Genomic DNA, 24,881 nt, shown 5'->3' on the forward strand with positions numbered 1-24,881 from the left:
CTACCGTCCGCAGTTCTACTTCCGCACCACCGACGTGACCGGCGCCTGCCAGTTGCCGGAAGGCGTGGAAATGGTGATGCCGGGTGACAACGTGAAGATGGTGGTGAGCCTGATCGCCCCGATCGCCATGACCGAAGGCCTGCGTTTCGCGATCCGCGAAGGCGGCCGTACCGTCGGCGCCGGCGTGGTGGCCAAAGTCATCAAGTAACTGATTTGCCCTCAGCCGGCTTCGGCCGGCTGAACACAAGCGAAATGAGGACAAGGATGTACCTCGAGTTCGCACCCAGGACGGGTAAAGATACGGGTTCGCGCTGTTGACAGACAGCTCTCGCGCGTATTACAATTACCGGCTCAGTGGATCAGGTATCGATCCGCTGAGCTTTTTTAGGGGGTCGGGACCGTCTGTGTTCCCGATTCTGTCGCTCTTTATAACTGAAGGAATTCGCCATGGCGGATCAAAAAATCCGAATCCGGCTGAAAGCGTACGATCATCGTCTCATTGATCGCTCAGCCAGCGAGATTGTCGAAACCGCGAAACGTACCGGCGCCCAAGTGCGCGGTCCGATTCCGCTGCCGACCAAGATCGAACGTTACACCATTCTCGTCTCGCCGCACGTCGACAAGGACGCGCGCGACCAATACGAAACCCGTACGCACAAGCGCGTGCTGGATATCGTTGACCCGAACGACAAGACCGTCGACGCGCTCATGAAACTCGAGCTCGCCGCTGGCGTCGATGTCCAGATCAAGCTGAGCTGAGGTAGGACATGACCGTTAAATATCAATTAGGTTTGGTGGGCCGCAAGGCCGGCATGACCCGCGTCTTCACCGAAGACGGCCAGTCCGTGCCGGTTACGTTGATTGAAGCCACCCCGAACCGCATCACACAAATCAAAACCGCTGAAACCGACGGTTACTCCGCCGTGCAGGTTACTGCCGGTGCCAAGCGTGCCTCCCTGGTCAGCAAGCCGCTGACCGGCCACTACGCCAAGGCGAAAGTGGAATCGGGCCGCGGCCTTTGGGAATTCCGCGTGGATGCCAAGGATCTCGGCAACTTCGAAGTGGGCGGCGAAATCAAAGCCGACATCTTCTCGGTTGGCCAGATCGTCGACGTCCAGGGCGTGACCAAGGGTAAGGGCTTCCAGGGCACGATCAAGCGTTACAACTTCAAAATGGGCGATGCCACTCACGGTAACTCGCTGTCGCATCGTTCCCCGGGTTCGATCGGCCAGCGCCAAACCCCAGGTCGCGTTTTCCCGGGCAAGAAAATGTCCGGCCACATGGGTGCAGTGAACCAAAGCACGCAGAACCTCGAAGTCATCAAAGTTGATGCCGAACGCGGTCTGATTGCGGTTCGCGGCGCCGTTCCGGGCGCCCCCGGCGGCGATGTCATCGTCCGTCCCGGCACCAAGGGTTGAGGAGTCAAAGCATGGAACTCTCAGTAGTAGGTAGCGCCCAAGCCCTGTCGGTTTCCGACGCGGTCTTCGGTCGCGAATTCAATCGTGATCTGGTGCATCAGGTCGTCGTTGCTTTCCGCAACGCCGGTCGTGCCGGTACCAAGGCACAGCTGTCCCGCGCCGAAGTCTCGGGTACCACCAAGAAATTCAAGAAGCAGAAGGGCGGCGGTGCACGTCACGGCGATTACCGCGCTCCGATCTTCATCGGCGGCGGCGTGACGTTTGCTGCCAAGCCGCGCAGCTTCGAGCAGAAGGTCAACAAGAAGATGTACCGCGCCGCCATCAGCGTGATCCTGTCGGAACTGAACCGCCAGTCGCGCCTGACCGTGGTCGACAGCCTCGACGTTGCCGAACCGAAAACCAAGGCTCTGGTCGCCAAGCTCGCTGAAATGAAGGTCGGCAGCCCGCTGATCGTCACCGAAAGCGGCTCGGAAAACCTGTATCTGGCCGCCCGCAACATCCCGTACGTGCAGATCCGCGACGTCCAAGGTCTGGATCCGGCCGCCCTGGTCGGTGCCCAGCACGTGGTCATGACCGCTGAAGCCGTCAAGAAAGTAGAGGAGTGGCTGGCATGAGCACCGCAAAACTGCTCCAAGTAATCCGCGCCCCGCGTGTGTCCGAAAAGACCGCCCGGATCCAAGAAGACAACCAGTACGTGTTCGAAGTAGCCCAGAACGCGACCAAGGCCGACGTCAAGTCCGCCGTTGAGTCCCTGTTCAGCGTGAAAGTCGAATCGGTCAACGTGTTGAACGTGAAGGGCAAGAACAAGTCCTTCCGTAATCGCGCCGGCCGTCGCGGTGACTGGCGTAAAGCTTACGTTCGTCTGGCCGAAGGCCAGTCGATCGACGTAATGGCAAAGGCCTGAGGCAGAACCCATGGCATTGATGACATTTAAACCCACTTCGCCTGGCCGTCGCGCCATGGTCCGTGTTTCCACCGCCGGCCTGCACAAGGGCGGTCCGCTGGAAGCGCTGACTGAGAAGAAATCCAAAACCGGTGGCCGTAACAACCACGGCCGCATTACCACCCGTCACATCGGCGGCGGTCACAAGCAGGCCTACCGGATCATCGACTTCAAGCGCAACAAAGAGGGCATTCCTGCCCGCGTTGAACGCATTGAATACGATCCGAACCGCACTGCCCATATCGCACTGCTGTGCTACGCCGACGGCGAGCGCCGTTACATCATCGCGCCGAAAGGCCTGCAGGTCGGCGATCAGCTGATTGCCGGCAAGGAAGCGCCGATCAAGGCCGGTAACGCCCTGCCGCTGCGCAACATGCCGATCGGTTCGACCGTGCATTGCATCGAAATGAAGCCGGGCAAGGGTGCCCAGATGGCCCGTGCCGCAGGTGCCGGTGCCCAGCTGATTACCCGTGAAGGCGGCTACGCCACGCTGCGTCTGCGTTCGGGCGAAATGCGCAAAGTACCGGTCGATTGCTACGCCACCATCGGTGAAGTCGGCAACGTCGAACACAGCCTCGAAAAACTGGGTAAAGCCGGTGCCAAGCGTTGGCGCGGCATCAAGCCGACCGTCCGCGGCGCGGCCATGAACCCGGTCGACCATCCGCACGGCGGTGGTGAGGCGAAAGCAGGTCAGGGTAATCCGCATCCGGTCTCCCCATGGGGCACTCCGGCCAAGGGTTACAAAACTCGTAAGAACAAGCGCACCCAGAAGTTCATCGTGCGCGATCGCAGAGGTTGATAGGCAATGGCACGTTCATTAAAGAAAGGTCCGTTCGTTGATCACCACTTGATTAAAAAAGTGGAAGCAGCGGGCACCAGCAAAAAGCCGATCAAGACTTGGTCGCGTCGTTCCATGGTTCTTCCCGAAATGGTCGGATTCACCATTGCCGTGCATAACGGCAAGGTGCATGTTCCGGTCCTCGTGAACGAAAACATGGTTGGTCACAAACTGGGCGAATTCGCGCTGACCCGTACCTTCAAAGGTCACGGCGGCGACAAGAAGTCCGGTAAATAAGGGGTATAGGTCATGAATGCAAAAGCTATCCTCCGTTCCAGCCGCATCTCGCCGCAGAAAGCCCGTCTGGTCGCCGACCAGGTCCGCGGTCTGCCGGTTTCGCGCGCCCTGGACCTGCTGAAGTTCAGCGACAAGAAAGCCGCTCACATCATCTACAAGGTGCTGTGGTCCGCCACCGCCAACGCCGAAAACAACAACGGCGCGGACGTCGATGAACTGAAAGTCGCCACCATCATGGTCGACGAAGGTCCGATTCTGAAACGTTTCATGGCCCGCGCCAAAGGCCGCGGCACTCGCATTTCCAAACGCACCAGCCACATCACCGTGGTGGTGGGTTCCGGTAAAAAAGGTTAAGGGCAGTCATGGGTCATAAAGTACATCCTACCGGTATCCGTCTTGGCATCTCCAAAGACTGGAACTCCAAATGGTTCGCCAAAAAGGGCGAATACGGCCAGTTCCTGGTTGCGGATCTGAAAGTCCGCGCCATGCTGCGCAAGAAGCTGGCCCAGGCCGGCATCTCCAAAATCACCATCGAGCGTCCGGCCAAGACGGCGCGCGTGACCATCCACACCGCCCGTCCGGGCGTGGTGATCGGCAAGCGCGGCGAGGACATCGAGAAGCTGAAGAAGGAAGTTTCCGATGTCATGGGCGTTCCGGCGCACATCAACGTCGCGGAAGTCCGCAAGCCTGAACTCGACGCCCAACTGGTCGCCGAATCGATCGCCCAGCAGCTGGAACGCCGCATCATGTTCCGCCGCGCCATGAAACGCGCTGTCGGCAATGCCATGCGCCTCGGCGCTCTGGGCATCAAGGTCAACGTCGGTGGCCGACTGAACGGTGCTGAAATCGCCCGCTCGGAATGGTACCGCGAAGGCCGCGTGCCGCTGCATACCCTGCGTGCCGACATCGACTACGGCACCGCCGAAGCGTCCACCACCTACGGCATCATCGGCGTCAAGGTGTGGATCTACAAAGGCGAAGTGTTCGACTTCAGCCAAGTTGGCCAGGAAAAAGTGGAAGATGCCGCTCCCCAGCGTTCTTCGCGTCCTGCCCGTGAAGCGAGGTAATTGAAATGTTGCAACCGAAACGTACCAAATACCGCAAACAGTTCAAGGGCCGCAACGACGGCCTGAGCTGGAACGCCTCGGCCGTGAGCTTCGGCGAATACGGCCTGAAGGCCACCACCCACGGTGCCCTGACCGCCCGCCAGATTGAAGCTGCCCGCCGTACGGTGAGCCGCTATGTCAAGCGCGGCGGCAAGCTCTGGATCCGCGTGTTCCCGGACAAGCCGATCACCAAGAAGCCGATCGAGGTCCGCATGGGCGCCGGTAAGGGCAACGTCGAGTACTGGGTCGCCCCGATCCAGCCCGGCCGCATGCTTTATGAAATCGAAGGCATTCCGGAAGCCACGGCGCGTGAAGCGTTCCGTCTGGCTGCCGCTAAACTCTCAGTACAGACCACTTTCGTGGTCCGGACGGTGCGCTAATGGAACTCAAAGAACTGCGTCAGAAAAATCCGGCTGATCTGAAGGCCCACCTGTTGGACCTGCACAAGGAGCAATTCTCGCTCCGCATGCAGAAAGCCACGGGCCAATTAGCCAAAACCCACGACATCAGCCGTGTCCGCCGCGAAATCGCGCGCGTCAACATGCTGCTGGCGAACTCCAAGTAATCAGGGCCTTTACCATGACCGAGAAGACTAAGCAGTTGCGCACCGTCGAAGGACGTGTTGTCAGCAACAAAATGAATAAAACGGTAACGGTACTCGTCGAACGCCAGGTCAAGCATGCCCTGTACGGCAAGTACCTGCGCCGCTCGACCAAGCTGCATGCCCACGACGAAACCAATGCCTGCAATGAAGGCGATCTGGTGCGCGTGGCCGAGTGCCGCCCGATGTCCAAAACCAAAAACTGGCAGGTGGTCGAAGTGATCACCCGCGCAGCCGCCGAATAACGAGGAGACCGAGTATGATCCAGGTACAAAGCTACCTCGAAGCCGCCGACAATTCCGGCGCCAAGGAAATGATGTGCATCAAGGTGCTGGGCGGCTCCAAACGCCGTTACGCCCACATCGGCGACATCATCAAAGTGACCGTCAAGGATGCCATTCCGCGCGGCAAGGTCAAGAAAGGCGAAGTGTATGACGCCGTCGTGGTCCGCACCCGTTCGGGCGTGCGCCGCGGTGACGGTTCGCTGATCCGCTTTGACGGCAATGCCGCCGTTCTGCTGAACAACAAGCAGGAACCGATCGGTACCCGCATCTTCGGGCCAGTAACCCGCGAGCTGCGCACCGAGAAGTTCATGAAGATTGTTTCGCTGGCCCCTGAAGTGCTCTGAGCGAAGGAAGAACTATGAACCGTATCCGTAAAGGCGACCAGGTGATCGTGATCGCCGGTTCCGACAAAGGCAAAAAAGGTGAAGTTGTGCGTATCGCCGGCGACAAGGTCGTCGTGCAGAACATCAACATCATCAAACGCCATACCAAAGCCAACCCGCAGACCGGCCAGGCCGGCGGCATCATCGAGCGCGAGGCTCCCATTCACGTGTCCAACGTCATGCTGCTGAACCCGGTTTCGGGCAAGGGCGAGAAGGTTGGTTTTAAAGTGCTCGAGGATGGACGCAAACTGCGTGTGTTCCGCTCGAGCGGCGAGGCGATTGACGCCTGAGGAATGATGACATGAGCAATACCCGTTTGGAAAAAATGTATAAAGACGTCGTTGTGCCGAAAATGATCGAGAAGTTCGGCTACAAGAACGTCATGGAAGTGCCGCGCCTGAGCAAGATCACCCTGAACATGGGTGTCGGCGAAGCCGTCGGCAACAAGAAGATCCTGGAAAACGCCGTGGCCGACATGGCCAAGATTTCCGGTCAGAAGCCGATCGTCACCAACGCCCGCGTTTCGGTGGCCAGCTTCAAGATCCGTGACGGCTGGCCGATCGGCTGCAAGGTGACCCTGCGCCGCGACAAGATGTTCGAATTCCTGGACCGCTTCATCAATATCTCGCTGCCGCGCGTGCGCGACTTCCGTGGCGTGAACGGCCGCTCGTTCGACGGCCGCGGCAACTACAACATGGGCATCAAGGAACAGATCATCTTCCCGGAAATCGACTTCGACGCCGTCGACGCGATGCGCGGCATGGATATCGCCGTGACCACCACCGCCAAAACCAACGAAGAAGCCAAGGCACTGCTCGAAGCCTTCGGTTTTCCCTTCCGTAACTGATCCGAGGCACATATGGCTAAGACGTCAATGGTAAACCGCGACATCAAGCGGAAGAAACTGGTCCAGAAGTACGCCGGCAAGCGCGCCGATCTGAAGAAGATCATCGCCAGCACCACCGCCTCGTACGAAGAAAAGGAAGCAGCCGTCATCAAACTGCAGAAGCTGCCGCGCGATTCCTCGCCGGCCCGCGTCCGCAACCGCTGCGAACTCACCGGCCGCTCACGCGGCGTGTACAGCAAGTTCGGTCTCGGCCGCAACAAACTGCGCGAAGCCACCATGCGTGGCGACGTTCCCGGCCTTCGCAAGGCCAGCTGGTAATCGCAATCGAAAGATCGCGGATATCGATGCTTTAATCAACAAGGATATTTCCAATGAGCATGACTGATCCAATCGCCGATATGCTGGTGCGCATCAAGAACGCACTCGCCGTCGGCAAGCCCCAGGTTTCGATGCCGGCTTCGAAAATGAAGCTCGCCATCGCCGACGTGCTGAAAGCCGAAGGCTATATCGGCGACTTCCGCGTTATCGGCGAGAAAGCCGCCGCTAAACTCGAAATCGCCCTGAAATACTACGAAGGCCGTCCGGTCATCGAGCGTCTGGAACGCGTTTCTCGTTCCGGCCTGCGCCAGTACCGCGGCAAAGACGGCATCCCGAGCGTGCTCGGCGGTCTCGGCGTAGCCATCATTTCCACCTCGAAAGGTCTGATGACCGATCGCCAGGCCCGCTCTGCGGGTGTCGGCGGCGAAGTCATCTGCCTCGTGGCCTAAGGAGAACGCACCATGTCACGCGTCGCCAAAAAGCCAATCGCGCTCGCCAAGGGCGTTGAACTGAAGTCCGTCGACGGCAACATCGAAGTCAAGGGTCCGAAAGGCACCCTGAACATCGCCAAGCCGTCCAATGTCGACGTCGCCGTCGATAACGGGCAGATCCTGCTGACTCCCGCCAACGATGAAAGCATCGCCTTGACCGGTACCCTGCGCGCCATTCTGGCCAACATGGTCACCGGCGTCTCGGAAGGCTTCACCCGCAAGCTGGAACTGGTCGGCGTGGGTTACCGCGCCGCCGTCGAAGGCAGCAATCTGAACCTGAGCCTGGGCTTCTCGCATCCGGTCGTGTTCACCGCGCCTGCCGGCATCACCATCACCACGCCGACGCAGACCGAAATCCTGATTTCGGGCGCCGACAAGCAGTTGATCGGTGAAGTCGCAGCCAAGATCCGTGCTTACCGCAAACCCGAGCCTTACAAGGGCAAGGGCATCCGTTACGCCGGCGAGAAAATCATTATGAAGGAAGCTAAGAAAGCCTAATTAAGGTTTTCGGCATCCTCGAGGTCCCTACCATGAAAAAGAATATTGCCCGTCTCCGCCGCGCCAAAACCACCCGTTCGCACATCCGTGATCTGGGTGTGGCCCGTCTGTCGGTTCTGCGTTCCGGCCAGCACATTTACGCCCAGGTGTTCACCGCCGACGGCTCGAAAGTCCTGGCATCCGCTTCGACCGTCCAGGCCGACGTCAAAAACGGTCTTGCCAACTGCAAGAACGTCGATGCCGCCGCCAAGGTCGGTCGCGCCATCGCCGAGAAAGCCCGTGCTGCCGGCATCGAGCGCGTCGCATTCGACCGTTCCGGTTACCGCTACCACGGCCGCATCAAGGCTTTGGCCGAGGCGGCACGCGAAGGCGGTCTGCAGTTCTAAGATTTACCCGAAGCAGTGCCCGGCGGAAACTCCGGTTTCCGCCCAGTTCCATACAACCATAAGCGGCCAAGCCGTACAATTTACAAACTGATTAGGAGCTCATATGAGCAGCAACGAACGCGAACGTAACCGCAACGCGGAAAGCGAAGACGGCTTCATCGAGAAGCTGGTCGCCGTGAACCGTGTATCCAAAACCGTCAAAGGCGGTCGTCAATTCACCTTCACCGCGCTGACCGTTGTCGGCGATGGTTCCGGCAAAATCGGCTTCGGCTACGGCAAAGCCCGCGAAGTCCCGGTCGCCATCCAGAAGTCGATGGACCAGGCCCGCAAGACCATGATCAGCGTCGATCTGAACGAAGGCACCCTGTGGCACCCGGTCAAATCCGGCCACGGCGCAGCCCGTGTTTACATGCAGCCGGCCTCCGAAGGTACCGGCGTGATCGCCGGCGGTGCCATGCGCGCCGTGTTCGAAGCCGTGGGTGTCAAGAACGTGCTGGCCAAGGCCATCGGTTCGCGCAACCCGATCAATCTGGTGCGTGCGACCGTCAAAGGTCTGACTGTCATGCAGTCGCCGTCGCGCATTGCCGCCAAACGCGGCAAGAAAGTTGAGGAGATCGTCTAATGTCCGAGAAAACCGTCAAGGTCCGCCTGGTCAAAGGCCTGCGTGGCTGCCAACAGCGCCACCGCCTGTCCGTCAAGGCTCTGGGTCTGAATAAAATCAACGATGTCCGTGAATTGAAGGATTCCCCTTCGGTGCGCGGTCTGATCAATCAGCTGCACTACCTGGTTCGCGTTGAATCGTAATCGGGCTTAGGAGAAATCACATGCAATTAAATACCCTGTCTCCCGCACCCGGCGCCCGCAAAGAGCGCGTCCGTGTCGGTCGCGGTATCGGTTCGGGTCTCGGCAAAACCGCCGGCCGCGGCCATAAAGGTTCGTTCGCCCGTACCGGTAAAGGCAAGATCAAGCCGGGCTTCGAAGGCGGTCAGATGCCGCTCAAAAAGCGCCTGCCGAAAGTCGGCTTCCGCTCCAAGCTGAAGAACGACACTGCCGAAGTGCTGCTGTATCAGCTGGAAAAGCTGGATATCGCTGAAATCGATTTTGCCGCTCTGCGTGCCGCCAAGCTGGTTCCGGCCAAAGCCAAGCAGGCCAAAATCGTCAAGAAAGGCGAAATCACCAAGAAGTTCGTGCTGAAGGGCGTTTTGGCCACCGCAGGTGCCAAAGCCGCCATTGAAGCCGCCGGCGGTTCGGTAACGGAGTAATCCCTTGTCTCAAGCAAGCTCAGCGACATCCCTGTTCGGCCAGCTCGGTAAATTCACCGAGCTCCGCCAGCGCCTCATGTTCGTGGTTCTGGCTCTGATCGTCTACCGCATCGGCAGCTACATTCCGGTGCCGGGCGTCAATCCGGAAGTCATGCTGCAGCTCATGGAAAGCCAGAAGGGTACCATCGTGGACATGTTCAACATGTTCTCCGGCGGTGCCCTGCATCGCTTCAGCCTGTTGGCGCTTAACGTGGTTCCCTATATCTCCGCGTCCATCATCGTACAGCTGATGGGCCAAATGTATGAGCCCTGGAAAGCGCTGAAGAAGGAAGGCGAGGCCGGTCGTCGCAAGCTGACCCAGTACTCCCGTCTCGGCGCGATCCCGTTGGCCATCTTCCAGAGCTTCGGAATCGTCAGCTGGCTGCAGGCGCAGCCGGGTGCCGTCTATTCGCCAGGCATGGGCTTCATGGTCACTGCCGTGGTTTCGCTGACTGCGGGCACCATGTTCCTGATGTGGCTGGGCGAGCAGATTACCGAACGCGGCATCGGCAACGGTGTGTCCTTGATCATCTTCGCGGGCATCGTGGCGGGACTCCCGTCTGCGATGATCACCACCCTGCAGCAGGTTTCCAGCGGCGACATCAGCGTGTTCGCGATTTTCGTGATCATCGCCCTGGTGCTCGGCGTCACCTATTTCGTGGTGTTCATGGAGCGCGGCCAGCGCCGCATTACCGTGAACTACGCCCGTCGCCAGGGCGGTCGCCAAGCCTACATGAACCAAAGTTCGCACCTGCCGCTGAAACTGAACATGTCCGGCGTCATTCCGGCCATTTTCGCCTCCAGCCTGATCCTGTTCCCAGCCACCATTTCGACCTGGATGAGCACGGACGCGGCCCAAGCAGAAGGCTGGCGTGGGACCCTGTTCCGCGGTCTGCAGTCCGTTGCGCAGGCTTTGGCCCCCAATGAACCGCTGCATATGCTATTATACGGCGCTCTGATTCTCGGCTTTGCCTTCTTCTATACCGCCCTGGTGTTCAACTCCCAGGAAACCGCGGATAACCTGAAGAAGTCCGGCGCCTTGATTCCGGGCATCCGTCCAGGTAAGGCTACGGCCGATTACATCGACGGCGTGCTCACCCGTTTAACCCTGATCGGCGGCCTGTATCTGGTGCTGGTCTGTTTGACCCCGGAGCTGATGCGCGCCGGGTTTAACGTCCCGTTCGCTTTCGGCGGAACGTCGCTTCTCATCGTGGTGGTTGTGGTGATGGACTTCACGGCGCAGGTTCAAGCGCACCTGGTTTCCCATCAGTACGAAGGCCTGATGAAGAAGGCCAATTTGAAGAGCGGCTCGCGCGGCAGCTTCGCGCGCGGGTAAGCCCATGGATGCCCTGCGCTGGAGTAGCGCGGGGCGGGTGGCCGGTTAGGCATCCACCACGGTCTTGTCGCTGGAGCATAGGCACACTCCCTATGCCAGGTTCAGGCGGTATTAACCGCCGGGACTTTTAATTAACCCGAAGCCCTGTTATAATTTTCGATTCCCCTCGCGGTGAATCTTTTACGGAGAACGCCTGATGGCGCGCATAGCTGGTGTCAATTTGCCTGCTCAGAAGCATGTCTGGGTTGGCCTGCAAAGCATTTATGGTATTGGTCGCACCCGTTCCAAATCGGTCTGCGAGTCGGCGGGTGTCAATCCGTCCACCAAGATCCGGGACCTGTCCGAGCCGGAAGTTGAAAAACTCCGTCTGGAAGTGGCCAAATTCACGGTCGAAGGCGACTTGCGTCGCGAAGTCGGCATCTCGATTAAACGTCTGATGGACCTCGGTTGCTACCGTGGCCTGCGTCACCGCCGCGGCCTGCCGCTGCGTGGCCAGCGCACGCGTACCAACGCCCGTACCCGTAAGGGTCCGCGTAAAGCCATCAAGAAGTAAGGAAGTACGCACATGAGCAAAGCTGCAGCTGCCACCAAAGCGAAGAAGAAGATCAAGCGCGTCGTCACCGACGGCGTCGCCCACGTCCATGCTTCCTTCAACAATACGATCATCACGATCACCGACCGTCAGGGCAATGCCCTGAGCTGGGCCACCTCCGGTGGTGCCGGTTTCCGCGGTTCGCGCAAATCCACTCCGTTCGCCGCTCAGGTCGCTTCGGAAAAGGCCGGCAAAACCGCCCTGGATTACGGCGTGAAAACCCTGGAAGTCCGCATCAAAGGTCCGGGTCCGGGCCGTGAATCCGCCGTCCGCGCGTTGAATGCCTGCGGATACAAAATCATGAACATCATCGACGTGACCCCAATCCCGCACAACGGGTGCCGTCCGCCTAAAAAGCGCCGCGTCTAAGGGAAGGAGAACAATAAGTCATGGCTCGTTATATTGGTCCAAAATGCAAACTGTCACGTCGCGAAGGCGCAGACCTCAGTCTGAAAAGCCCCGCCCGTGCCCTCGATTCGAAGTGCAAACTCGAACAGAAACCCGGTCAGCACGGTGCCGCCAAGAAAGGCAAGCTGTCGGACTACGCCACCCAGCTGCGTGAAAAGCAGAAGGTCAAGCGTATCTACGGCCTGCTGGAACGTCAGTTCCGCGGTTACTACGCGAAAGCTGCCCGCCGCAAAGGCAACACCGGCGAGATGCTTCTGCAGATCCTGGAAACCCGTCTCGACAACGTGGTTTACCGCATGGGCTTCGCAGTCACCCGTCCGGCCGCCCGTCAGCTGGTGTCCCACAAGGCCATCCTGGTCAACGGCAAGAGCGTCAATCTGCCGTCCTATCAGGTCAAAGCCGGCGACAGCATCGAACTGACCGAACGCGCGAAAAAGCACCTGAACGTGCAGGAAGCGCTGAACCTTGCCCAGCAGATGGATCTCGTTCCGAGCTGGTGTGAAGTGGACAGCAACAAATTCTCCGGCGTGTTCAAAGCGATTCCGGACCGCGCGGATCTGCCTTCGGACATCAATGAAGCGCTGATCGTCGAACTGTACTCGAAGTAATATTCTTCAGGAGTGTCATCACCCATGACGGTAACTGCCCACCAAGTGCTGCGTCCGCGCGGCCCAGTCATTGAACGTAGTAGTGCCCACCGCGCGAAAGTCGTGATCGAGCCGTTGGAACGCGGCTACGGCCACACCCTCGGCAACGCGCTCCGCCGCGTTCTGCTGTCGTCGATCCCCGGCTTTGCCATCACGGAAGTCGAAATCGACGGCGTGCTGCATGAATACAGCACCATTGAAGGCCTGCAGGAAGACGTGCTTGAAGTCCTGCTCAACCTCAAGGATGTCGCGCTGCGCCTCAACGGCGTCGACCACACCAGCCTCACCCTGAGCAAATCGGGCGCAGGGGAAGTGACCGCCGGCGACATCAAGGCCGACCATACGGTCGAAATCCTGAACCCGGAGCACGTGATCTGCACCCTGACCAAGGACGCAAGCATCACCATGCGTCTGAAAGTCGAGCGCGGTTTCGGCTACCAGCCGGCCTCGGCCCGTCGTCGTCCGGATGATGAAACCCGTACTATCGGCCGCCTCGTGCTCGACGCCAGCTTCTCGCCGGTCCGTCGCGTGGCCTACGAAGTCGTTGCTGCCCGTGTTGAACAGCGCACCGATCTGGACAAGCTGGTTCTCGATATCGAAACCAACGGTACCATCGATGCTGAAGATGCCATCCGCACTGCGGCCGACATCCTGACCGATCAGCTGTCGGTGTTCGGAGATTTCACCAAACGCGCCGACCAGGACAAGAAACCGGCTGGCCCGGGTGTCGATCCGGTCCTGTTGCGTCCGATCGATGATCTGGAACTGACCGTCCGCTCCGCCAACTGCCTGAAAGCCGAAAACATCTATTACATCGGTGATCTGGTCCAGCGCACGGAAGTCGAACTGCTGAAGGCCCCGAATCTGGGCAAGAAATCCCTCACCGAGATCAAGGATGTGCTGGCCCAACGCGGCTTCACCCTCGGTCAGAAGCTGGAAAACTGGCCGCCGGCCAGCCATCAGCTGGGAATGTTGGGTTAATTAAACACAGCGCGGACCGCCGTCCGCGCTCCGATTAGGAATCACGACCATGCGTCACCAAAAATCCGGCCGTAAATTCAGCCGCACCAGTGCCCACCGCGAAGCGATGTTCGTCAACATGGCGGCTTCCCTGTTCAAGCACGAACTGATCCGTACCACCTTGCCGAAAGCCAAGGAACTCCGCCGCGTGGCCGAACCGCTGATCACCATCGGCAAGATCGATGGCGTCGCCAACCGCCGTCTGGCCATGTCGCGTCTGCGCGACAAGGAAGCCGTCGGTAAGCTGTTCGTCGAACTCGGTCCGCGCTACAAAGAGCGTCCGGGCGGTTACCTGCGCATCATGAAATGCGGCTTCCGCCCCGGTGACAACGCCCCGATGGCGTATGTCGAACTGGTCGATCGTCCGCAAGCTTCCGCTGCAGCCGCTGAATAAGCCGAAATTGCTTCAGGAAAAGCCCCGGATTCCGGGGCTTTTTTTTGCAAAAGTCTTTGCCAAGCACGGTTAAAAACGGTAGTGTAAATGGAGAAATCCGCTGAAATGAATTCCCCGATGAACCCCCTGAACTGGTCCTACCGCACCCTTTACTTCCTCGGCGCCATCGCCTGTTTCGGCGCCATCGGTTATGCCCTGTACGTGCAATACCACATGCTGATGCAGCCGTGTCCGCTGTGCATCCTGCAGCGTGTGGCTTTCGCCGCCGCCGGCGTGTTCTTCCTCATCGGAGCACTGCATGCCCCTAAATCACGCGCCTGGCGTCGCTTGCACGCTGCACTCGTGTCATTGTGCGCGCTGGGCGGGTTGTTGATCGCCGGACGCCATGTCGCCATCCAGCTGGCCCCGTCCGATGCCACTGCATTCTGCAGCGGCATGGATCTGAACTATATGCTCGATGCGATGCCCCTGCGCGATGTGTTGACGACGGTCCTGAAGGGTTCGGGCGAATGCGCCAAGATCGATTGGACCTTCCTCGGATTCAGCATGCCGATGTGGACGCTTGTGTTGTATGTCGGTGTCATCGCCCTTGCCGTTTATCCCGCCATCCGTAAATCCTGAGAACTGAAATGCCGAACAATAGTGCCTGGCGCCCGGCCAGCTGGCGGAATTTCACCGCGCTGCAGCAGCCGAACTATCCCGATGCAGGCGCACTCGCCGCGGTGCAGGCCGAGCTCTCGCAGCTGCCGCCGTTGGTGACCTCCGCGGAGATCCTTTCGCTCAAGCAGCGCATCGCCGACGCCCAGGAAGGACGCAGTTTCCTGCTTCAGGGCGGCGACTGTGCCGAGAGTTTTGCCGATTGCGAATCAGGGCTCATTTCCAACCGCCTGAAAGTCCTGCTGCAGATGAGTCTGGTCCTGGTGCATGGCCTTCGCAAGCCGGTGGTGCGTGTCGGACGCTTCGCCGGCCAATACGCCAAGCCGCGTTCGGCCGATCTCGAAAGCAAAGACGGCATTACCCTGCCGAGTTACCGTGGCGACTTCATCAACGCGCCCGAATTCACCGAGTCCGCCCGTTTGCCGGATCCGCGCCGGATGGTCAAAGGGCATGCGCGTTCGGCGATGACCATGAACTTCGTGCGCGCCCTGATTGACGGCGGATTCGCCGATCTTCATCACCCGGAGTACTGGAATCTCGGATGGGTCACGCAATCGCCGCAGGCGGAACAGTACAACAAGCTGGTGCAGTCCGTCGGCGATGCCATCCGCTTCATGGAAACCATTTCCGGCGAGCCGGCACACAACGTCAACCGCACCGATTTCTATACTTCGCATGAAGCACTGCTGCTGCCCTACGAGGAGGCGCTCACCCGCCAGGTGCCGCGTCAGGACGGTTGGTTCAATCTATCAACGCATTTCCCGTGGATCGGCATGCGCACCGCGCAGCTGGACGGCGCTCACGTCGCCTATTTCCGCGGCATCGCCAATCCGGTCGGCGTCAAGATTTCGGCCGGCGTCACCGATGCGCAGATCGCCGGCCTGTGCGAAACGCTCAATCCGGAAAACGAACCCGGACGGCTGACGCTGATCCACCGGCTTGGTGCCGGCAACGTCGAAAAAGAACTGCCGCGATTGATCCGTGCCGTTAAGTCTTCCGGTGCGCGCGTTCTGTGGGTCTGTGATCCGATGCATGGCAATACCGAATCCACCTCCAACGGTTACAAAACCCGGCGCTTCGACAACATAAAGGCCGAGCTCGAGCGCAGTTTCGATGTGCATGCGGCCGAAGGCTCGCATCTGGGCGGTGTGCATCTGGAGCTGACCGGCGAAAACGTGACCGAGTGTCTTGGCGGCGCACGCGATCTGATCGAGGCCGATCTCGAGAGAGCCTACCTGTCCTCGGTCGACCCGCGCCTGAACTACGAACAGTCGCTTGAAATCGCCATGTCGATCGTCCACAAGCACGGCAGGCTGTATTAGCGTCCCTGCATCATGCATATATAACAAGTGCTTATAAGCGGCTCAGTGATTGTTATTTTACAGATGGCCTGAATGGGGCTAGATTCAACATCTCCCCAGACAGATAAGGTCGCCGCCATGATCTACGACTCGATCCTCGCTACCATCGGACGCACGCCCGTTGTCCGCCTCGGGCGCATCGCGCCGCCCCATGTACACATGCTGGCCAAAGTTGAATTCTTCAACCCCGCCGGCTCGGTCAAGGACCGGCTGGCCTACGCCATCATTGTCGATGCCGAAAAACGCGGGACCCTGAAGCCGGGCCAGACCGTCATCGAAGCGACTTCAGGAAATACCGGTGTCGCCCTGGCCATGGTCTGTGCCGCACGCGGTTACCCGTTCGTGGCGGTGATGAGCGAAACCTTTTCGATGGAGCGGCGCAAGCTGATCCGTGCCTACGGCGGCAAAGTCATTCTGACCCCAGCCGCCGAGCGCGGCAGCGGCATGGTGCGCAGGGCACAGGAGCTTGCCGAAAAGCACGGTTGGTTCCTGGCCCGCCAATTCGAGAACCCGGCCAACCCCGCCTACCACCGCAACACGACCGCGGCCGAGATCCTGCGCGATTTCGCCGGCGAACGCCTCGATTACTTCGTCAGCGGCTGGGGCACCGGCGGCACCCTGACCGGGGTCGGCGAAGTGCTGAAAGTGGCCCGGCCCGAAGTGCGAATCGTCACCACCGAGCCTGCCGGCGCTTCGCTGCTGGCCGGCAAGGAATGGCAGCCGCACAAGATCCAGGGCTGGACACCGGACTTCGTACCGGCCGTGCTTAACCGGTCCGTACCCGATGACAACATTCCCGTGGATGATGTCACCGCACGCGATACCGCACGACGCCTGGCGGCCGAGGAGGGACTGTTCGTCGGTATTTCGGCGGGCGCCACTTTTGCAGCGGCCCTGAAGGTGGCGGAATCCGCGCCGGACGGTTCGGTCATTCTGGCCATGCTGCCGGATACCGGCGAGCGCTATCTGAGCACCTTCCTGTTCGAGGGCGTCAATGAAGGTTCGGATGACGAGTGGCTGGCCGGTCTTTAAGGCCGGCACTTACTTCGCCCGGATGGCGGCCTCGACCAGTTTGATGGCCTTTTTCAGATCGTCATCGTTCTTGACCTGGGTCTGTGCGGATATCCGGCCATCACGGCCGATGATCCACACATTCGGCATGTAATCATCGCCAAAGCTTTCCATGACCTTGCCGGCCTTGTCGACGCCGGACACCATCGACAGATCTTTGAGTTCGGCGGTGATTTTGTTGACGGTCTTGGGCTCGTCCTTCACGGCAATTGAAATCACCTGCAGATTGGCCAGTCCAAGCTGCTCCTGCATGTATTCCATGGCCGGCAACGACTTGAAGCAGTAATCGCACCAGCTTGCCCAGAAGTGCACCACGGTGATCTTGCCAGTGTAGTCCTGCAGGATGATTTCCTCGCCGCCCTTGGCGTTCTTGCCAAGCCGGAACGGAGCCGGATCACCGACCGAGAGTTTGGCCTCGCTCAGGCCGGAAAACAGGAGAATCAGCGTGAATGCAAACAGGCGTGCCATCGGAAGTCCAGAGTGCCGTGGGAAGTCTCTAATTTAGGCATGACGGCATTGCCGCACAAGTCCCTGCATACGTAGTCAGGATCATGGTGCTGCCAGCTGCCAGGCCTGACGGGCAATCAGTGCCAGAACGATCACCAGAAACACCGCGCGGACGAAGGCCTGGCCCTTGCGGATAGCCATATGGCTGCCGATATAGCTGCCGAGCATATTGCCGATCACCAAGGGCAGCGCCAGAACCCATAAGACGAAACCACTCAATAACAGGACCGTCCAGGAGCTGATGTCGGCCGAGACATTGGCCGCTTTGGATACCGCCGAGGATTTCAGGAAATCCAGGCCAAGGAAGCTGACGAAGGCGAACACCATGATGGTGCCGGTACCCGGACCGATCAGGCCGTTGTAGAAACCCGTGGCCGCCCCGATTGACAGCGCCGCCACGGATTCATGCTTCGGATGGAAACGGCGTTCTTCCTTCAGTCCGAGGTCCTTCCGGAACGCCGTGTAGAGGGCAAGAATCACGCATATGGCAAGTACCGTCCATTTCAGCAGGTCCGGATCGAGGCGCTTGGCGAACTGCACGCCGATCGCAGACGCGGCCATCGCGGCGGCACAAGCCGGGAGGATGATGCGGCGTTCGACGTGGATTTTCCGCAGGTAATTCCAGGCCGCGACCGAAGTGCCCATGATCGAACTGGTACGCTGGGTGCCGATGGCCTGCAGGATATTCAGGCCCGGGTGCAGATTGAGCATGGCCGGGGTCAGCACCAGTCCGCCGCCACCGACAATGCTGTCGATCAGGCCGGCAGCAAAGCCGGCGAGGGCGGTCAGCAACCAGAGTGTGGCATCGATTTCCATGGAATTTTCCGGTGAATCCGCGTTACAGCATAAACAAAACCCCGCTTGCGCGGGGTTTTCGATCAGCTTCGGCTGGCGCGCTTGCGCTCGTTTTCGGTCAGGTGCTTCTTGCGCAGACGGATTTCCTTGGGGGTGACTTCCACCAGTTCATCGTCTTCGATGAAGTCCAACGCCTGCTCCAGGGTGTATTTGATGGCCGGGCTGAGTTTGATGGCATCGTCCTTGCCGGAAGCGCGCATGTTGGTCAGCGGCTTGGCCTTGATGGCGTTGACGGTCAGGTCGTTGTCCTTGGAGTGGATGCCGATCAGTTGGCCTTCGTACACATTGTCGCCTTCGGCGGCGAACAGCTTACCGCGTTCCTGCAATGGGCCGAGCGAGTATGCCGGCGTGGCGCCTGCCGCATTGGCGATCATCACGCCGTTGGTGCGCTTGGCAATGGCGCCCTGTTCTTTCGGACCGTAATGGTCGAATACGTGGAACAGCAGACCCGAGCCCTGGGTCAGGGTACGGAACTCATTCTGGAAGCCGATCAGGCCGCGGGCCGGAATCATGTAATCCAGACGCACGCGTCCCTTGCCGTCGGACTCCATGTTCTTCAGCTGGGCCTTGCGGATGCCGAGCTTTTCCATGACGCCGCCCTGATGCGCTTCTTCGATGTCGACCACCAGCTGCTCGACCGGTTCCATCTGCTGGCCGTCGATTTCCTTGATGATGACTTCCGGGCGCGACACGGCGAGCTCGAAGCCCTCGCGGCGCATGGTTTCGATGAGCACGGACAGGTGCAGTTCGCCGCGGCCGGAGACCAGGAATTTATCCGGATCCGAGCCTTCCTCGACCTTCAGCGCGACGTTATGCAGGGTTTCGCGTTCAAGGCGTTCGCGGATCTGCCGGCTGGTGATGAATTTGCCGCCGCTGTGTTCCTTGCTGCCGGCGAACGGGGAGTTGTTGACCTGGAAGGTCATCGAGATGGTCGGCTCATCGACGGTCAGCGCCGGCAGGGCTTCCGGGACATCAAGGGCGCAGATGGTATCGGAGATGCTGAGATCGGCCACGCCGGAGATGGCGACGATGTCGCCGGCTTCGGCTTCGGCCACTTCAACGCGCTCCAGGCCCAGGAAGCCGAGCACCTGCAGCACTTTGCCCTGGCGCTTCTTGCCATGGCGGTCGACTACGCTGACCGGCATGTTGGTGCGGACCTTGCCGCGCTGGATGCGGCCGACGCCGATCAGGCCGACGAAGTTGTTGTAATCGAGCTGGCTGACGCGCATCTGGAACGGGCCGTCCAGATCGACTTTGGGGGCGGGAACGTGCTTCATGATCGCCTCGTACAGCGGGGTCATGTCGCCGTCGCGGGCCGAATCGTCCAGGCTGGCATAGCCGTGCAGGGCCGAGGCGTAGACGATCGGGAAGTCCAGCTGTTCGTTGGTGGCGCCGAGTTTGTCGAACAGGTCGAACACTTGGTCGATGACCCAGTCCGGGCGGGCGCCCGGGCGGTCGATCTTGTTGATGACCACGATCGGATTGAAGCCCATGGCGAACGCTTTCTGGGTCACGAAGCGGGTCTGCGGCATCGGACCGTCCATGGCGTCGACCAGAATCAGCACCGAATCCACCATCGACAGCACGCGCTCGACTTCGCCGCCGAAGTCGGCGTGTCCCGGGGTGTCGACGATGTTGATCCGGTTGCCGTTCCAGTTGATGGCGGTGTTCTTGGACAGGATGGTGATGCCGCGTTCCTTTTCCTGGTCATTGCTGTCCATCATCCGCTCGGTGGTGACCGTGCGTTCGCTGAAGGTGCCGGACTGTTTGAGCAGGCAATCGACGAGGGTGGTCTTGCCGTGATCGACGTGGGCGACGATGGCGATGTTGCGGAGGTTTTCAATGGACATAAGGAAGGGCTGCCTGAAGACGGCATATGCGGTAAGTAAGTAAGCCGACTATTATACCCTGTCAGGGCATGTTAAGGCGATTTATGGCATCCTATTCAACCCTTATTCATTGATTCCGGAGTGTTCCATGTCCGATTTGACCGCCATTCTGACCACCGACCAGGGCACCATCCGCCTGAAGCTGTTCGCCGACATCGCGCCGCTGACTGTGGCCAATTTCGTCAACCTGATCCAGCGTGGCTATTACAACGGCCTGAAATTCCATCGGGTGATTCCGGATTTCATGATCCAAGGCGGTTGCCCGAACGGCATCGGCAACGGCGGCCCGGGCTACCGTTTCGAAGATGAATGCAGCCCGAAAGCGCGCCATTCGAAAGCCGGCATGCTGTCGATGGCCAACGCCGGTCCCGGCACCAACGGCAGCCAGTTCTTCATTACGCATACCGCGACCGATTGGCTGGACGGCAAGCATACGGTGTTCGGTGAAGTGGTTTCCGATGCCGACCAGGCGGTGGTCGATGCCATCCGTCAGGGAGATGTGATCCAGTCGGCGGTCGTCGAAGGCGACGCCTCGGTGCTTTTGGCCGCACAGGCCGACCGCATCGCCCAGTGGAACGCCATTCTGAACGGATGAGTGGTCACGTAGCCGGATGTTGTGAAACGGGCGCCTCGGCGCCCGTTTCATTTCCCGCTTACTCGGGAATGAATCCGATGGCGTCGATCAGCCGGTTCACGGCCTGCGCGTCGCGGCCGTAATAATATTCCTCCGGTGCTTTCCAATACAGCACGGTCAGACGTCCGCCGCGTTCAAAAGCGCCGACACTGCCCAGATAGCGCAGACCCTCCGGACTGGTCTGCCGGACGTCGAAGCGGATTCCCGCGGTGTCCGAGAAGGTGTGCGGCCTGAAATTGCTGCTGTCGACATCGGCCCAGCCCTGTTCGCGGATGGCATCCAGAATGACATCACGCAGCTCGTCCGGCCGCATGCCGGCGCGGAACCAGGGCCCGTCCGGCCTTGATTTGCGCTCCTTGGCCAGATGGAACACATGCTCACCGGGTTTGGTGTCCGGAATGATATTGAGGCTGTTGAGCCCCGGGCCATCGATGGTCCACAGCTCCTGGCGCGGCAGCTTGATGCGTGACCAGTTCAGATCGGTATGGATGGCCATGCCGTAAACATCGGCTGCCGTTCCCGCTTTCTGAAGTCGGCCACCGCTGCTGGCACAGGCCGCCAGCAATGCGACCGCAGCGGCCAGTAAAAGGTAACGCATGCTTCTTGCAATCATGGTTTCGGCTCCAGCCGCGCGATATCCTGCTCGATGAACAGGCGGTCACCAGCATCGGGTTTCTTGTTGAGGTAGGTTTTCAGGCTGAGCAGGGCTTCCTGGGGTTTGCCGCTGCGTTTCAGCGCGAAGCCGTATTCACGCCAGGCCTCTGCGGGCGCATTCGAATTGCCGACCGCCCGCGCATACAGCAGATCGGCCTGCGCCAGATCGCCGGTCTTGTTTCGCCGGCGCAGGGCTTCGCCCTGGTAGAAGTCATAAATCCCCTCCAGTTTCGGGCGAGCGCCGGTCCGCAGATCGCGGATGACCTGGATGCTGGTGTCATACATCCGGCGGCTGAGTTCGGCCTCCAGCCACTTCTGGAGATAGGGCTCGGTCGCGGCATCGAAGGCTTCCTGGTTGGTTTTGAAGCTGCCGTGGTAGGCGGAAGCCGCAGTCGCCATATCTTCGAGCCGTTCCGCGGTTTTCGGATGGCTTGCGAAGACCGGGCTGTGTTTTGCGCGGATATTGGCTTTTTCTTCGTTCTGCATGCGTTGCCAGATGCGTACGCCGGCCTGTGGGTCGTAGCCGAGACCGGTGGCGACGCCGAATCCGATGGCGTCGGCCTCGCGCTCCTTGTCGCGCGAGAACTGCATCATATTGGCCAATCCGGCCATCTGAGCGATGCCGCCGGCCAATCCGGCGCCGCCGACCCAGGTCAACACACCGAAAGTGGCGAGAAACGCCGTGGTGTCCTTGGCTTTGTCCCAGCTCTGCAGACTATGCCGTTGACGGTAGTGGGCGAACTCATGGCCCAGAACCAGCGCCAGCTCGGCTTCATCCTGCATGCGCAGCAACGCGCCTGAGAACACCAGCACCACGCCATTGGGTGCCATGGAGGCGTTGAATACCGGCACGTCGATGATGTACAGCCGCAGGTCCTTGCAGTACTCGCCGGTAACCTTGCACAGCACATCCTGCACATAGCGGTTGAGCCCGGGATCGGTGACGCGCAGGGGTGAATTGCGGATCTGCAGCTCGGCCTGATCCATGCCATACCAGAGCTCGGCTTCGGTACTTCCGGGTTGCGGCTTCTCGCCCGGTTTCAGCGCGGGCGGATCCACGGCTTGTGCCGATGGCACAATTGCCAGCAAGGCACAGAGCACGGCGCCGGCGAGTCTCACAAGGGTAAGTCCTTCAGCAGTTGTTTGACCGCGGCCCGCGCACCTTCGGTATCGCGCAGATCACCGCTCTGCTTGACCATCAGGTTGTGCCAGACCACGCGTCCGGTGCGCAGATCGACGACGCTGGCCACGCCCACCTGCATGCCGCCGCCGATGTCGACATAGGCCCCCATGGCAGCGCCGGCAATCAAGGCAAAGGTGCGCAAAGCGGTGCGGCCGGAGCTGGCATAGCTGTCGCGTACGTAGGTGAACAGGGCGTAATCGGCACCGGTCGCTTCCCGGATTTCCTGCACGCCTTGACCCAGCTGCCAGTCGAGCAACGGTTTGCCGGTCAGCGGATCTTTTTTTGTCGCCAACACACTGCCGGTGGCGGAATACTGGGCGATGCTCATCGCCACTTCCTGGTTCAGCCGCAGCACCTGACCGAGACGCGAACCGGGCGCGGTATCGTCAGGGACGTCATACACGCTGATCTGCGGTCCGTTTTCCGCGGCAAGCAACTGCTTGACCACGGTGGGGTAGTTCGCGCGCGCCGCCGTGGTCCACTCCCGGCGAGGTTCCTGCAGGCCGCCGGCGGTGACTTCGGTCAGCTCGATATCCGGTTCGATGATGACCAGGGTTCCCTGGATGCGGATCTGCTCGCCGTTCGTTCCGGCGGCGGTCTTGGCACTGCCCGCGGCATCGGCATGGCCGGCGTTGGCTAAACCAAAAGCCAGCACCAGCATCCGTGCAGCGCTATTGCGAATCAACATGTTATTCCCCGTGGTGACCGGGCCGGCAGGCGCCGGGCGGCGGCAGCCGGACCGTGTGCGGCCTGTCGTCATGATATGATATGTCACCGATTTTCCACAACAAATTCCGGAACCGCATCATGCCTGCACTCGCCCAGCGCATCGGCCGCGCCAAACCCTCCGCCATCATGGCCGTTGCCGAAAAGGCGAAAGCCCTGAAAGCGTCCGGCCGCGACATCATCAGCTTTTCCATCGGGGTTCCGAACTTCCTGCCCGGACCGCACATCTACGCGGCGGCGGCCGACGCCCTGGCCAAGGATTCCGGCCAGTACGGTTCCAATCGCGGTGCCGATGCGCTGCTGGATGCTTTCCTGGGGCACATCGAACGCGCCGGATTGTCCGGTTACACCCGCGCCAACATCGCCACCGGCATCGGTGCCAAGCACATTCTCTACAATCTGGCCGAAGCCCTGCTCGATGAAGGCGATACCATTGCTTTCGCAGTGCCGTACTGGACCACTTACCAGGACATCGCCGATATCCTGAACGCGAAAACACTGCATTTGAAATGTCCGGCCAGTCAGAATTACAAGATTACGCCGGCGCAGCTGGATGCCGCGTTGCAGCAGAAGCCGAAGGTGTTCCTGTTCAACAACCCGAACAATCCGACCGGCATGGTTTACAGCAAGGATGAAATCGCGGCGCTGGCCGAGGTATTGGTCAAGTACCCCGATACGTGGATCATTGCCGATGACATCTATCACCGCATGGTGTTCGACGGTCTGGGTTACCACAACTTCATCCAGTTCCAGCCGGAATTGCGTGAGCGCGTGATTTTCGTCGATTCGCTGTCCAAGACCTACGGCATGCCCGGTTGGCGTGTCGGATTCATCGCCGGCCCGGAAAGCGTTGCCAAGGCCATCACCACGCTAAACTCGAACCACATCACCAACATCCCGGAAGTGGTCACCGCCGCTGCTGTGGCCGCCTTGACCGGTCCGCAGGACGTGCCGACCGAGAAGAATGCCGAATTCCAGCATAAGCGCGACATGGTGATGACGGCCATGAATTCGATTCCGGGTCTGGTCTGTCCGCGTCCGCAGGGCGCGTTCTACGTGTTTCCGGATATTTCCTGCGCTTTCGGCAAATCGCATGGCGGCAAAACCATCGGCAATGACGTCGATTTCTGCAACGCCCTGCTGGACGCCAAAGGTGTGGCCTGCGTTCCCGGCTCCGCCTTCGGCGAACCGAAATCCTTGCGTATTTCCTATACCTGCCCGAGCGCGCAGCTGCCGGAAGGCCTGAAGCGTTTCGTCGAATTTTTCACTGAATTGACCTGATCCCGGAGAGATCCC

The 24,881-nt window shown here is 60.0% G+C and carries 38 protein-coding genes and 1 pseudogene; 33 read left to right on the forward strand and 6 right to left on the reverse strand.

All coding sequences use genetic code 11. The annotated features are described in order from the left end of the window. The 31 genes and pseudogenes from Q0W88_RS01555 to cysK form a co-directional block, all read left to right on the forward strand. A pseudogene (locus tag Q0W88_RS01555) lies at positions 1–208 on the forward strand (elongation factor Tu); the annotation flags it as partial. Between the two features lie 239 nt (positions 209–447). Continuing rightward, entirely contained in the window at positions 448–759 is a 312-nt protein-coding gene (gene rpsJ, locus Q0W88_RS01560; protein WP_188448671.1) for a 30S ribosomal protein S10, read from the forward strand. A gap of 8 nt (positions 760–767) precedes the next feature. Continuing rightward, complete coding sequence (gene rplC / locus Q0W88_RS01565) at positions 768–1,418, forward strand: 50S ribosomal protein L3 (RefSeq protein ID WP_297799285.1); 651 nt, start codon at positions 768–770, stop codon at positions 1,416–1,418. A gap of 11 nt (positions 1,419–1,429) precedes the next feature. Next, on the forward strand, positions 1,430–2,032 hold the full coding sequence (gene rplD / locus Q0W88_RS01570) for a 50S ribosomal protein L4 (RefSeq protein ID WP_297799287.1): 603 nt from the start codon (positions 1,430–1,432) through the stop codon (positions 2,030–2,032). Beyond that, positions 2,029–2,322, forward strand: a complete 294-nt coding sequence (gene rplW / locus Q0W88_RS01575) for a 50S ribosomal protein L23 (protein WP_297799290.1) — start codon at positions 2,029–2,031, stop codon at positions 2,320–2,322. Before rplD ends, rplW begins: the two co-directional genes overlap by 4 nt. A gap of 10 nt (positions 2,323–2,332) precedes the next feature. Next, a complete protein-coding gene (rplB, locus tag Q0W88_RS01580) occupies positions 2,333–3,160 on the forward strand; it encodes a 50S ribosomal protein L2 (RefSeq protein WP_297799292.1) in 828 nt (275 codons plus the stop codon). Positions 3,161–3,166: 6 nt separating this feature from the next. Beyond that, positions 3,167–3,436, forward strand: a complete 270-nt coding sequence (gene rpsS, locus Q0W88_RS01585; RefSeq protein WP_297799294.1) for a 30S ribosomal protein S19 — start codon at positions 3,167–3,169, stop codon at positions 3,434–3,436. A gap of 12 nt (positions 3,437–3,448) precedes the next feature. Then, positions 3,449–3,790, forward strand: coding sequence for a 50S ribosomal protein L22 (gene rplV / locus Q0W88_RS01590; RefSeq protein ID WP_297799296.1), 342 nt, complete (start codon positions 3,449–3,451; stop codon positions 3,788–3,790). A gap of 8 nt (positions 3,791–3,798) precedes the next feature. After that, on the forward strand, positions 3,799–4,503 hold the full coding sequence (gene rpsC, locus Q0W88_RS01595; RefSeq protein ID WP_297799298.1) for a 30S ribosomal protein S3: 705 nt from the start codon (positions 3,799–3,801) through the stop codon (positions 4,501–4,503). A 5-nt stretch (positions 4,504–4,508) separates the two neighbouring features. Further along, positions 4,509–4,922 (forward strand): 50S ribosomal protein L16, encoded by a 414-nt coding sequence (gene rplP / locus Q0W88_RS01600; protein WP_188448688.1) that lies wholly within the window; start codon positions 4,509–4,511, stop codon positions 4,920–4,922. Then, positions 4,922–5,107 carry a 50S ribosomal protein L29 gene (gene rpmC, locus Q0W88_RS01605; RefSeq protein WP_297799302.1) on the forward strand — a complete coding sequence of 62 codons (186 nt, stop codon included), beginning with the start codon at positions 4,922–4,924 and terminating at the stop codon, positions 5,105–5,107. The genes rplP and rpmC overlap by 1 nt, the downstream gene beginning before the upstream one ends. Before the next feature lie 14 nt (positions 5,108–5,121). Further along, on the forward strand, positions 5,122–5,388 hold the full coding sequence (rpsQ, locus tag Q0W88_RS01610) for a 30S ribosomal protein S17 (RefSeq protein WP_297799304.1): 267 nt from the start codon (positions 5,122–5,124) through the stop codon (positions 5,386–5,388). 14 nt (positions 5,389–5,402) lie between these two features. Further along, positions 5,403–5,771, forward strand: a complete 369-nt coding sequence (gene rplN / locus Q0W88_RS01615; protein ID WP_188448695.1) for a 50S ribosomal protein L14 — start codon at positions 5,403–5,405, stop codon at positions 5,769–5,771. 14 nt (positions 5,772–5,785) lie between these two features. Beyond that, a complete protein-coding gene (gene rplX, locus Q0W88_RS01620) occupies positions 5,786–6,100 on the forward strand; it encodes a 50S ribosomal protein L24 (protein ID WP_297799305.1) in 315 nt (104 codons plus the stop codon). Between the two features lie 11 nt (positions 6,101–6,111). After that, positions 6,112–6,657, forward strand: a complete 546-nt coding sequence (gene rplE, locus Q0W88_RS01625) for a 50S ribosomal protein L5 (protein WP_297799307.1) — start codon at positions 6,112–6,114, stop codon at positions 6,655–6,657. Positions 6,658–6,669: 12 nt separating this feature from the next. After that, on the forward strand, positions 6,670–6,975 hold the full coding sequence (rpsN, locus tag Q0W88_RS01630; protein ID WP_297799310.1) for a 30S ribosomal protein S14: 306 nt from the start codon (positions 6,670–6,672) through the stop codon (positions 6,973–6,975). 53 nt (positions 6,976–7,028) lie between these two features. Continuing rightward, positions 7,029–7,424 (forward strand): 30S ribosomal protein S8, encoded by a 396-nt coding sequence (rpsH, locus tag Q0W88_RS01635; RefSeq protein WP_297799312.1) that lies wholly within the window; start codon positions 7,029–7,031, stop codon positions 7,422–7,424. A gap of 12 nt (positions 7,425–7,436) precedes the next feature. Beyond that, positions 7,437–7,964: a 50S ribosomal protein L6 gene (gene rplF / locus Q0W88_RS01640; RefSeq protein ID WP_297799314.1), complete on the forward strand. Its 528-nt coding sequence runs from the start codon at positions 7,437–7,439 to the stop codon at positions 7,962–7,964. Between the two features lie 32 nt (positions 7,965–7,996). After that, on the forward strand, positions 7,997–8,350 hold the full coding sequence (gene rplR, locus Q0W88_RS01645) for a 50S ribosomal protein L18 (protein ID WP_297799316.1): 354 nt from the start codon (positions 7,997–7,999) through the stop codon (positions 8,348–8,350). A 103-nt stretch (positions 8,351–8,453) separates the two neighbouring features. Further along, positions 8,454–8,972 (forward strand): 30S ribosomal protein S5, encoded by a 519-nt coding sequence (gene rpsE, locus Q0W88_RS01650; RefSeq protein WP_297799318.1) that lies wholly within the window; start codon positions 8,454–8,456, stop codon positions 8,970–8,972. Continuing rightward, positions 8,972–9,154: a 50S ribosomal protein L30 gene (gene rpmD, locus Q0W88_RS01655; protein ID WP_297799320.1), complete on the forward strand. Its 183-nt coding sequence runs from the start codon at positions 8,972–8,974 to the stop codon at positions 9,152–9,154. The genes rpsE and rpmD overlap by 1 nt, the downstream gene beginning before the upstream one ends. Before the next feature lie 20 nt (positions 9,155–9,174). Next, positions 9,175–9,612 (forward strand): 50S ribosomal protein L15, encoded by a 438-nt coding sequence (rplO, locus tag Q0W88_RS01660; protein WP_297799322.1) that lies wholly within the window; start codon positions 9,175–9,177, stop codon positions 9,610–9,612. A 4-nt stretch (positions 9,613–9,616) separates the two neighbouring features. Next, the gene (gene secY / locus Q0W88_RS01665) at positions 9,617–10,987 is read left to right on the forward strand and encodes a preprotein translocase subunit SecY (protein WP_297799324.1); all 1,371 of its coding nucleotides are present in this window, start codon (positions 9,617–9,619) and stop codon (positions 10,985–10,987) included. 196 nt (positions 10,988–11,183) lie between these two features. Next, entirely contained in the window at positions 11,184–11,540 is a 357-nt protein-coding gene (rpsM, locus tag Q0W88_RS01670) for a 30S ribosomal protein S13 (protein WP_297799326.1), read from the forward strand. A gap of 12 nt (positions 11,541–11,552) precedes the next feature. After that, positions 11,553–11,948 (forward strand): 30S ribosomal protein S11, encoded by a 396-nt coding sequence (rpsK, locus tag Q0W88_RS01675; protein ID WP_297799328.1) that lies wholly within the window; start codon positions 11,553–11,555, stop codon positions 11,946–11,948. Between the two features lie 20 nt (positions 11,949–11,968). Continuing rightward, positions 11,969–12,595 carry a 30S ribosomal protein S4 gene (rpsD, locus tag Q0W88_RS01680; RefSeq protein ID WP_297799329.1) on the forward strand — a complete coding sequence of 209 codons (627 nt, stop codon included), beginning with the start codon at positions 11,969–11,971 and terminating at the stop codon, positions 12,593–12,595. A 24-nt stretch (positions 12,596–12,619) separates the two neighbouring features. Further along, positions 12,620–13,615 carry a DNA-directed RNA polymerase subunit alpha gene (gene rpoA, locus Q0W88_RS01685; RefSeq protein ID WP_297799330.1) on the forward strand — a complete coding sequence of 332 codons (996 nt, stop codon included), beginning with the start codon at positions 12,620–12,622 and terminating at the stop codon, positions 13,613–13,615. 49 nt (positions 13,616–13,664) lie between these two features. Beyond that, positions 13,665–14,048, forward strand: a complete 384-nt coding sequence (rplQ, locus tag Q0W88_RS01690) for a 50S ribosomal protein L17 (RefSeq protein WP_297799332.1) — start codon at positions 13,665–13,667, stop codon at positions 14,046–14,048. 117 nt (positions 14,049–14,165) lie between these two features. Continuing rightward, positions 14,166–14,669, forward strand: coding sequence for a disulfide bond formation protein B (locus Q0W88_RS01695; RefSeq protein WP_297799334.1), 504 nt, complete (start codon positions 14,166–14,168; stop codon positions 14,667–14,669). A gap of 8 nt (positions 14,670–14,677) precedes the next feature. Beyond that, the gene (locus Q0W88_RS01700; RefSeq protein WP_297799336.1) at positions 14,678–16,027 is read left to right on the forward strand and encodes a 3-deoxy-7-phosphoheptulonate synthase class II; all 1,350 of its coding nucleotides are present in this window, start codon (positions 14,678–14,680) and stop codon (positions 16,025–16,027) included. Between the two features lie 117 nt (positions 16,028–16,144). After that, entirely contained in the window at positions 16,145–17,098 is a 954-nt protein-coding gene (cysK, locus tag Q0W88_RS01705) for a cysteine synthase A (RefSeq protein ID WP_297799338.1), read from the forward strand. 9 nt (positions 17,099–17,107) lie between these two features. On the opposite strand, the gene Q0W88_RS01710 is transcribed toward cysK, so the two are convergent. From Q0W88_RS01710 to typA, 3 genes are all read right to left on the reverse strand, one after another. Continuing rightward, positions 17,108–17,605, reverse strand: coding sequence for a TlpA disulfide reductase family protein (locus Q0W88_RS01710; protein ID WP_297799340.1), 498 nt, complete (start codon positions 17,603–17,605; stop codon positions 17,108–17,110). A gap of 81 nt (positions 17,606–17,686) precedes the next feature. Beyond that, the gene (locus Q0W88_RS01715; protein ID WP_297799342.1) at positions 17,687–18,460 is read right to left on the reverse strand and encodes a sulfite exporter TauE/SafE family protein; all 774 of its coding nucleotides are present in this window, start codon (positions 18,458–18,460) and stop codon (positions 17,687–17,689) included. A 62-nt stretch (positions 18,461–18,522) separates the two neighbouring features. Then, complete coding sequence (gene typA, locus Q0W88_RS01720; protein ID WP_297799345.1) at positions 18,523–20,349, reverse strand: translational GTPase TypA; 1,827 nt, start codon at positions 20,347–20,349, stop codon at positions 18,523–18,525. A 127-nt stretch (positions 20,350–20,476) separates the two neighbouring features. On the opposite strand from typA, the gene Q0W88_RS01725 reads away from it, so the two are divergent. After that, positions 20,477–20,983 (forward strand): peptidylprolyl isomerase, encoded by a 507-nt coding sequence (locus Q0W88_RS01725; RefSeq protein ID WP_297799348.1) that lies wholly within the window; start codon positions 20,477–20,479, stop codon positions 20,981–20,983. A gap of 58 nt (positions 20,984–21,041) precedes the next feature. Here Q0W88_RS01725 and Q0W88_RS01730 read toward each other — a convergent pair whose 3' ends face one another. Genes Q0W88_RS01730 through Q0W88_RS01740 form a run of 3 tightly spaced genes read right to left on the reverse strand, consistent with a single transcriptional unit; the run spans position 21,042 to position 23,547 of the window. Then, positions 21,042–21,635, reverse strand: a complete 594-nt coding sequence (locus Q0W88_RS01730; RefSeq protein WP_297799350.1) for a hypothetical protein — start codon at positions 21,633–21,635, stop codon at positions 21,042–21,044. Next, entirely contained in the window at positions 21,632–22,795 is a 1,164-nt protein-coding gene (locus Q0W88_RS01735; RefSeq protein ID WP_297799352.1) for a M48 family metallopeptidase, read from the reverse strand. Before Q0W88_RS01735 ends, Q0W88_RS01730 begins: the two co-directional genes overlap by 4 nt. Next, positions 22,792–23,547: a hypothetical protein gene (locus Q0W88_RS01740; protein WP_297799354.1), complete on the reverse strand. Its 756-nt coding sequence runs from the start codon at positions 23,545–23,547 to the stop codon at positions 22,792–22,794. Before Q0W88_RS01740 ends, Q0W88_RS01735 begins: the two co-directional genes overlap by 4 nt. A gap of 119 nt (positions 23,548–23,666) precedes the next feature. Between Q0W88_RS01740 and Q0W88_RS01745 the strand changes: the two genes are divergently transcribed. Continuing rightward, positions 23,667–24,866, forward strand: coding sequence for an aminotransferase class I/II-fold pyridoxal phosphate-dependent enzyme (locus Q0W88_RS01745; protein WP_297799356.1), 1,200 nt, complete (start codon positions 23,667–23,669; stop codon positions 24,864–24,866). Positions 24,867–24,881: the final 15 nt, after the last annotated feature.

It is taken from the genome of Arenimonas sp. GDDSR-1 (assembly GCF_025980345.1).
Taxonomy (GTDB): domain Bacteria; phylum Pseudomonadota; class Gammaproteobacteria; order Xanthomonadales; family Xanthomonadaceae; genus Arenimonas.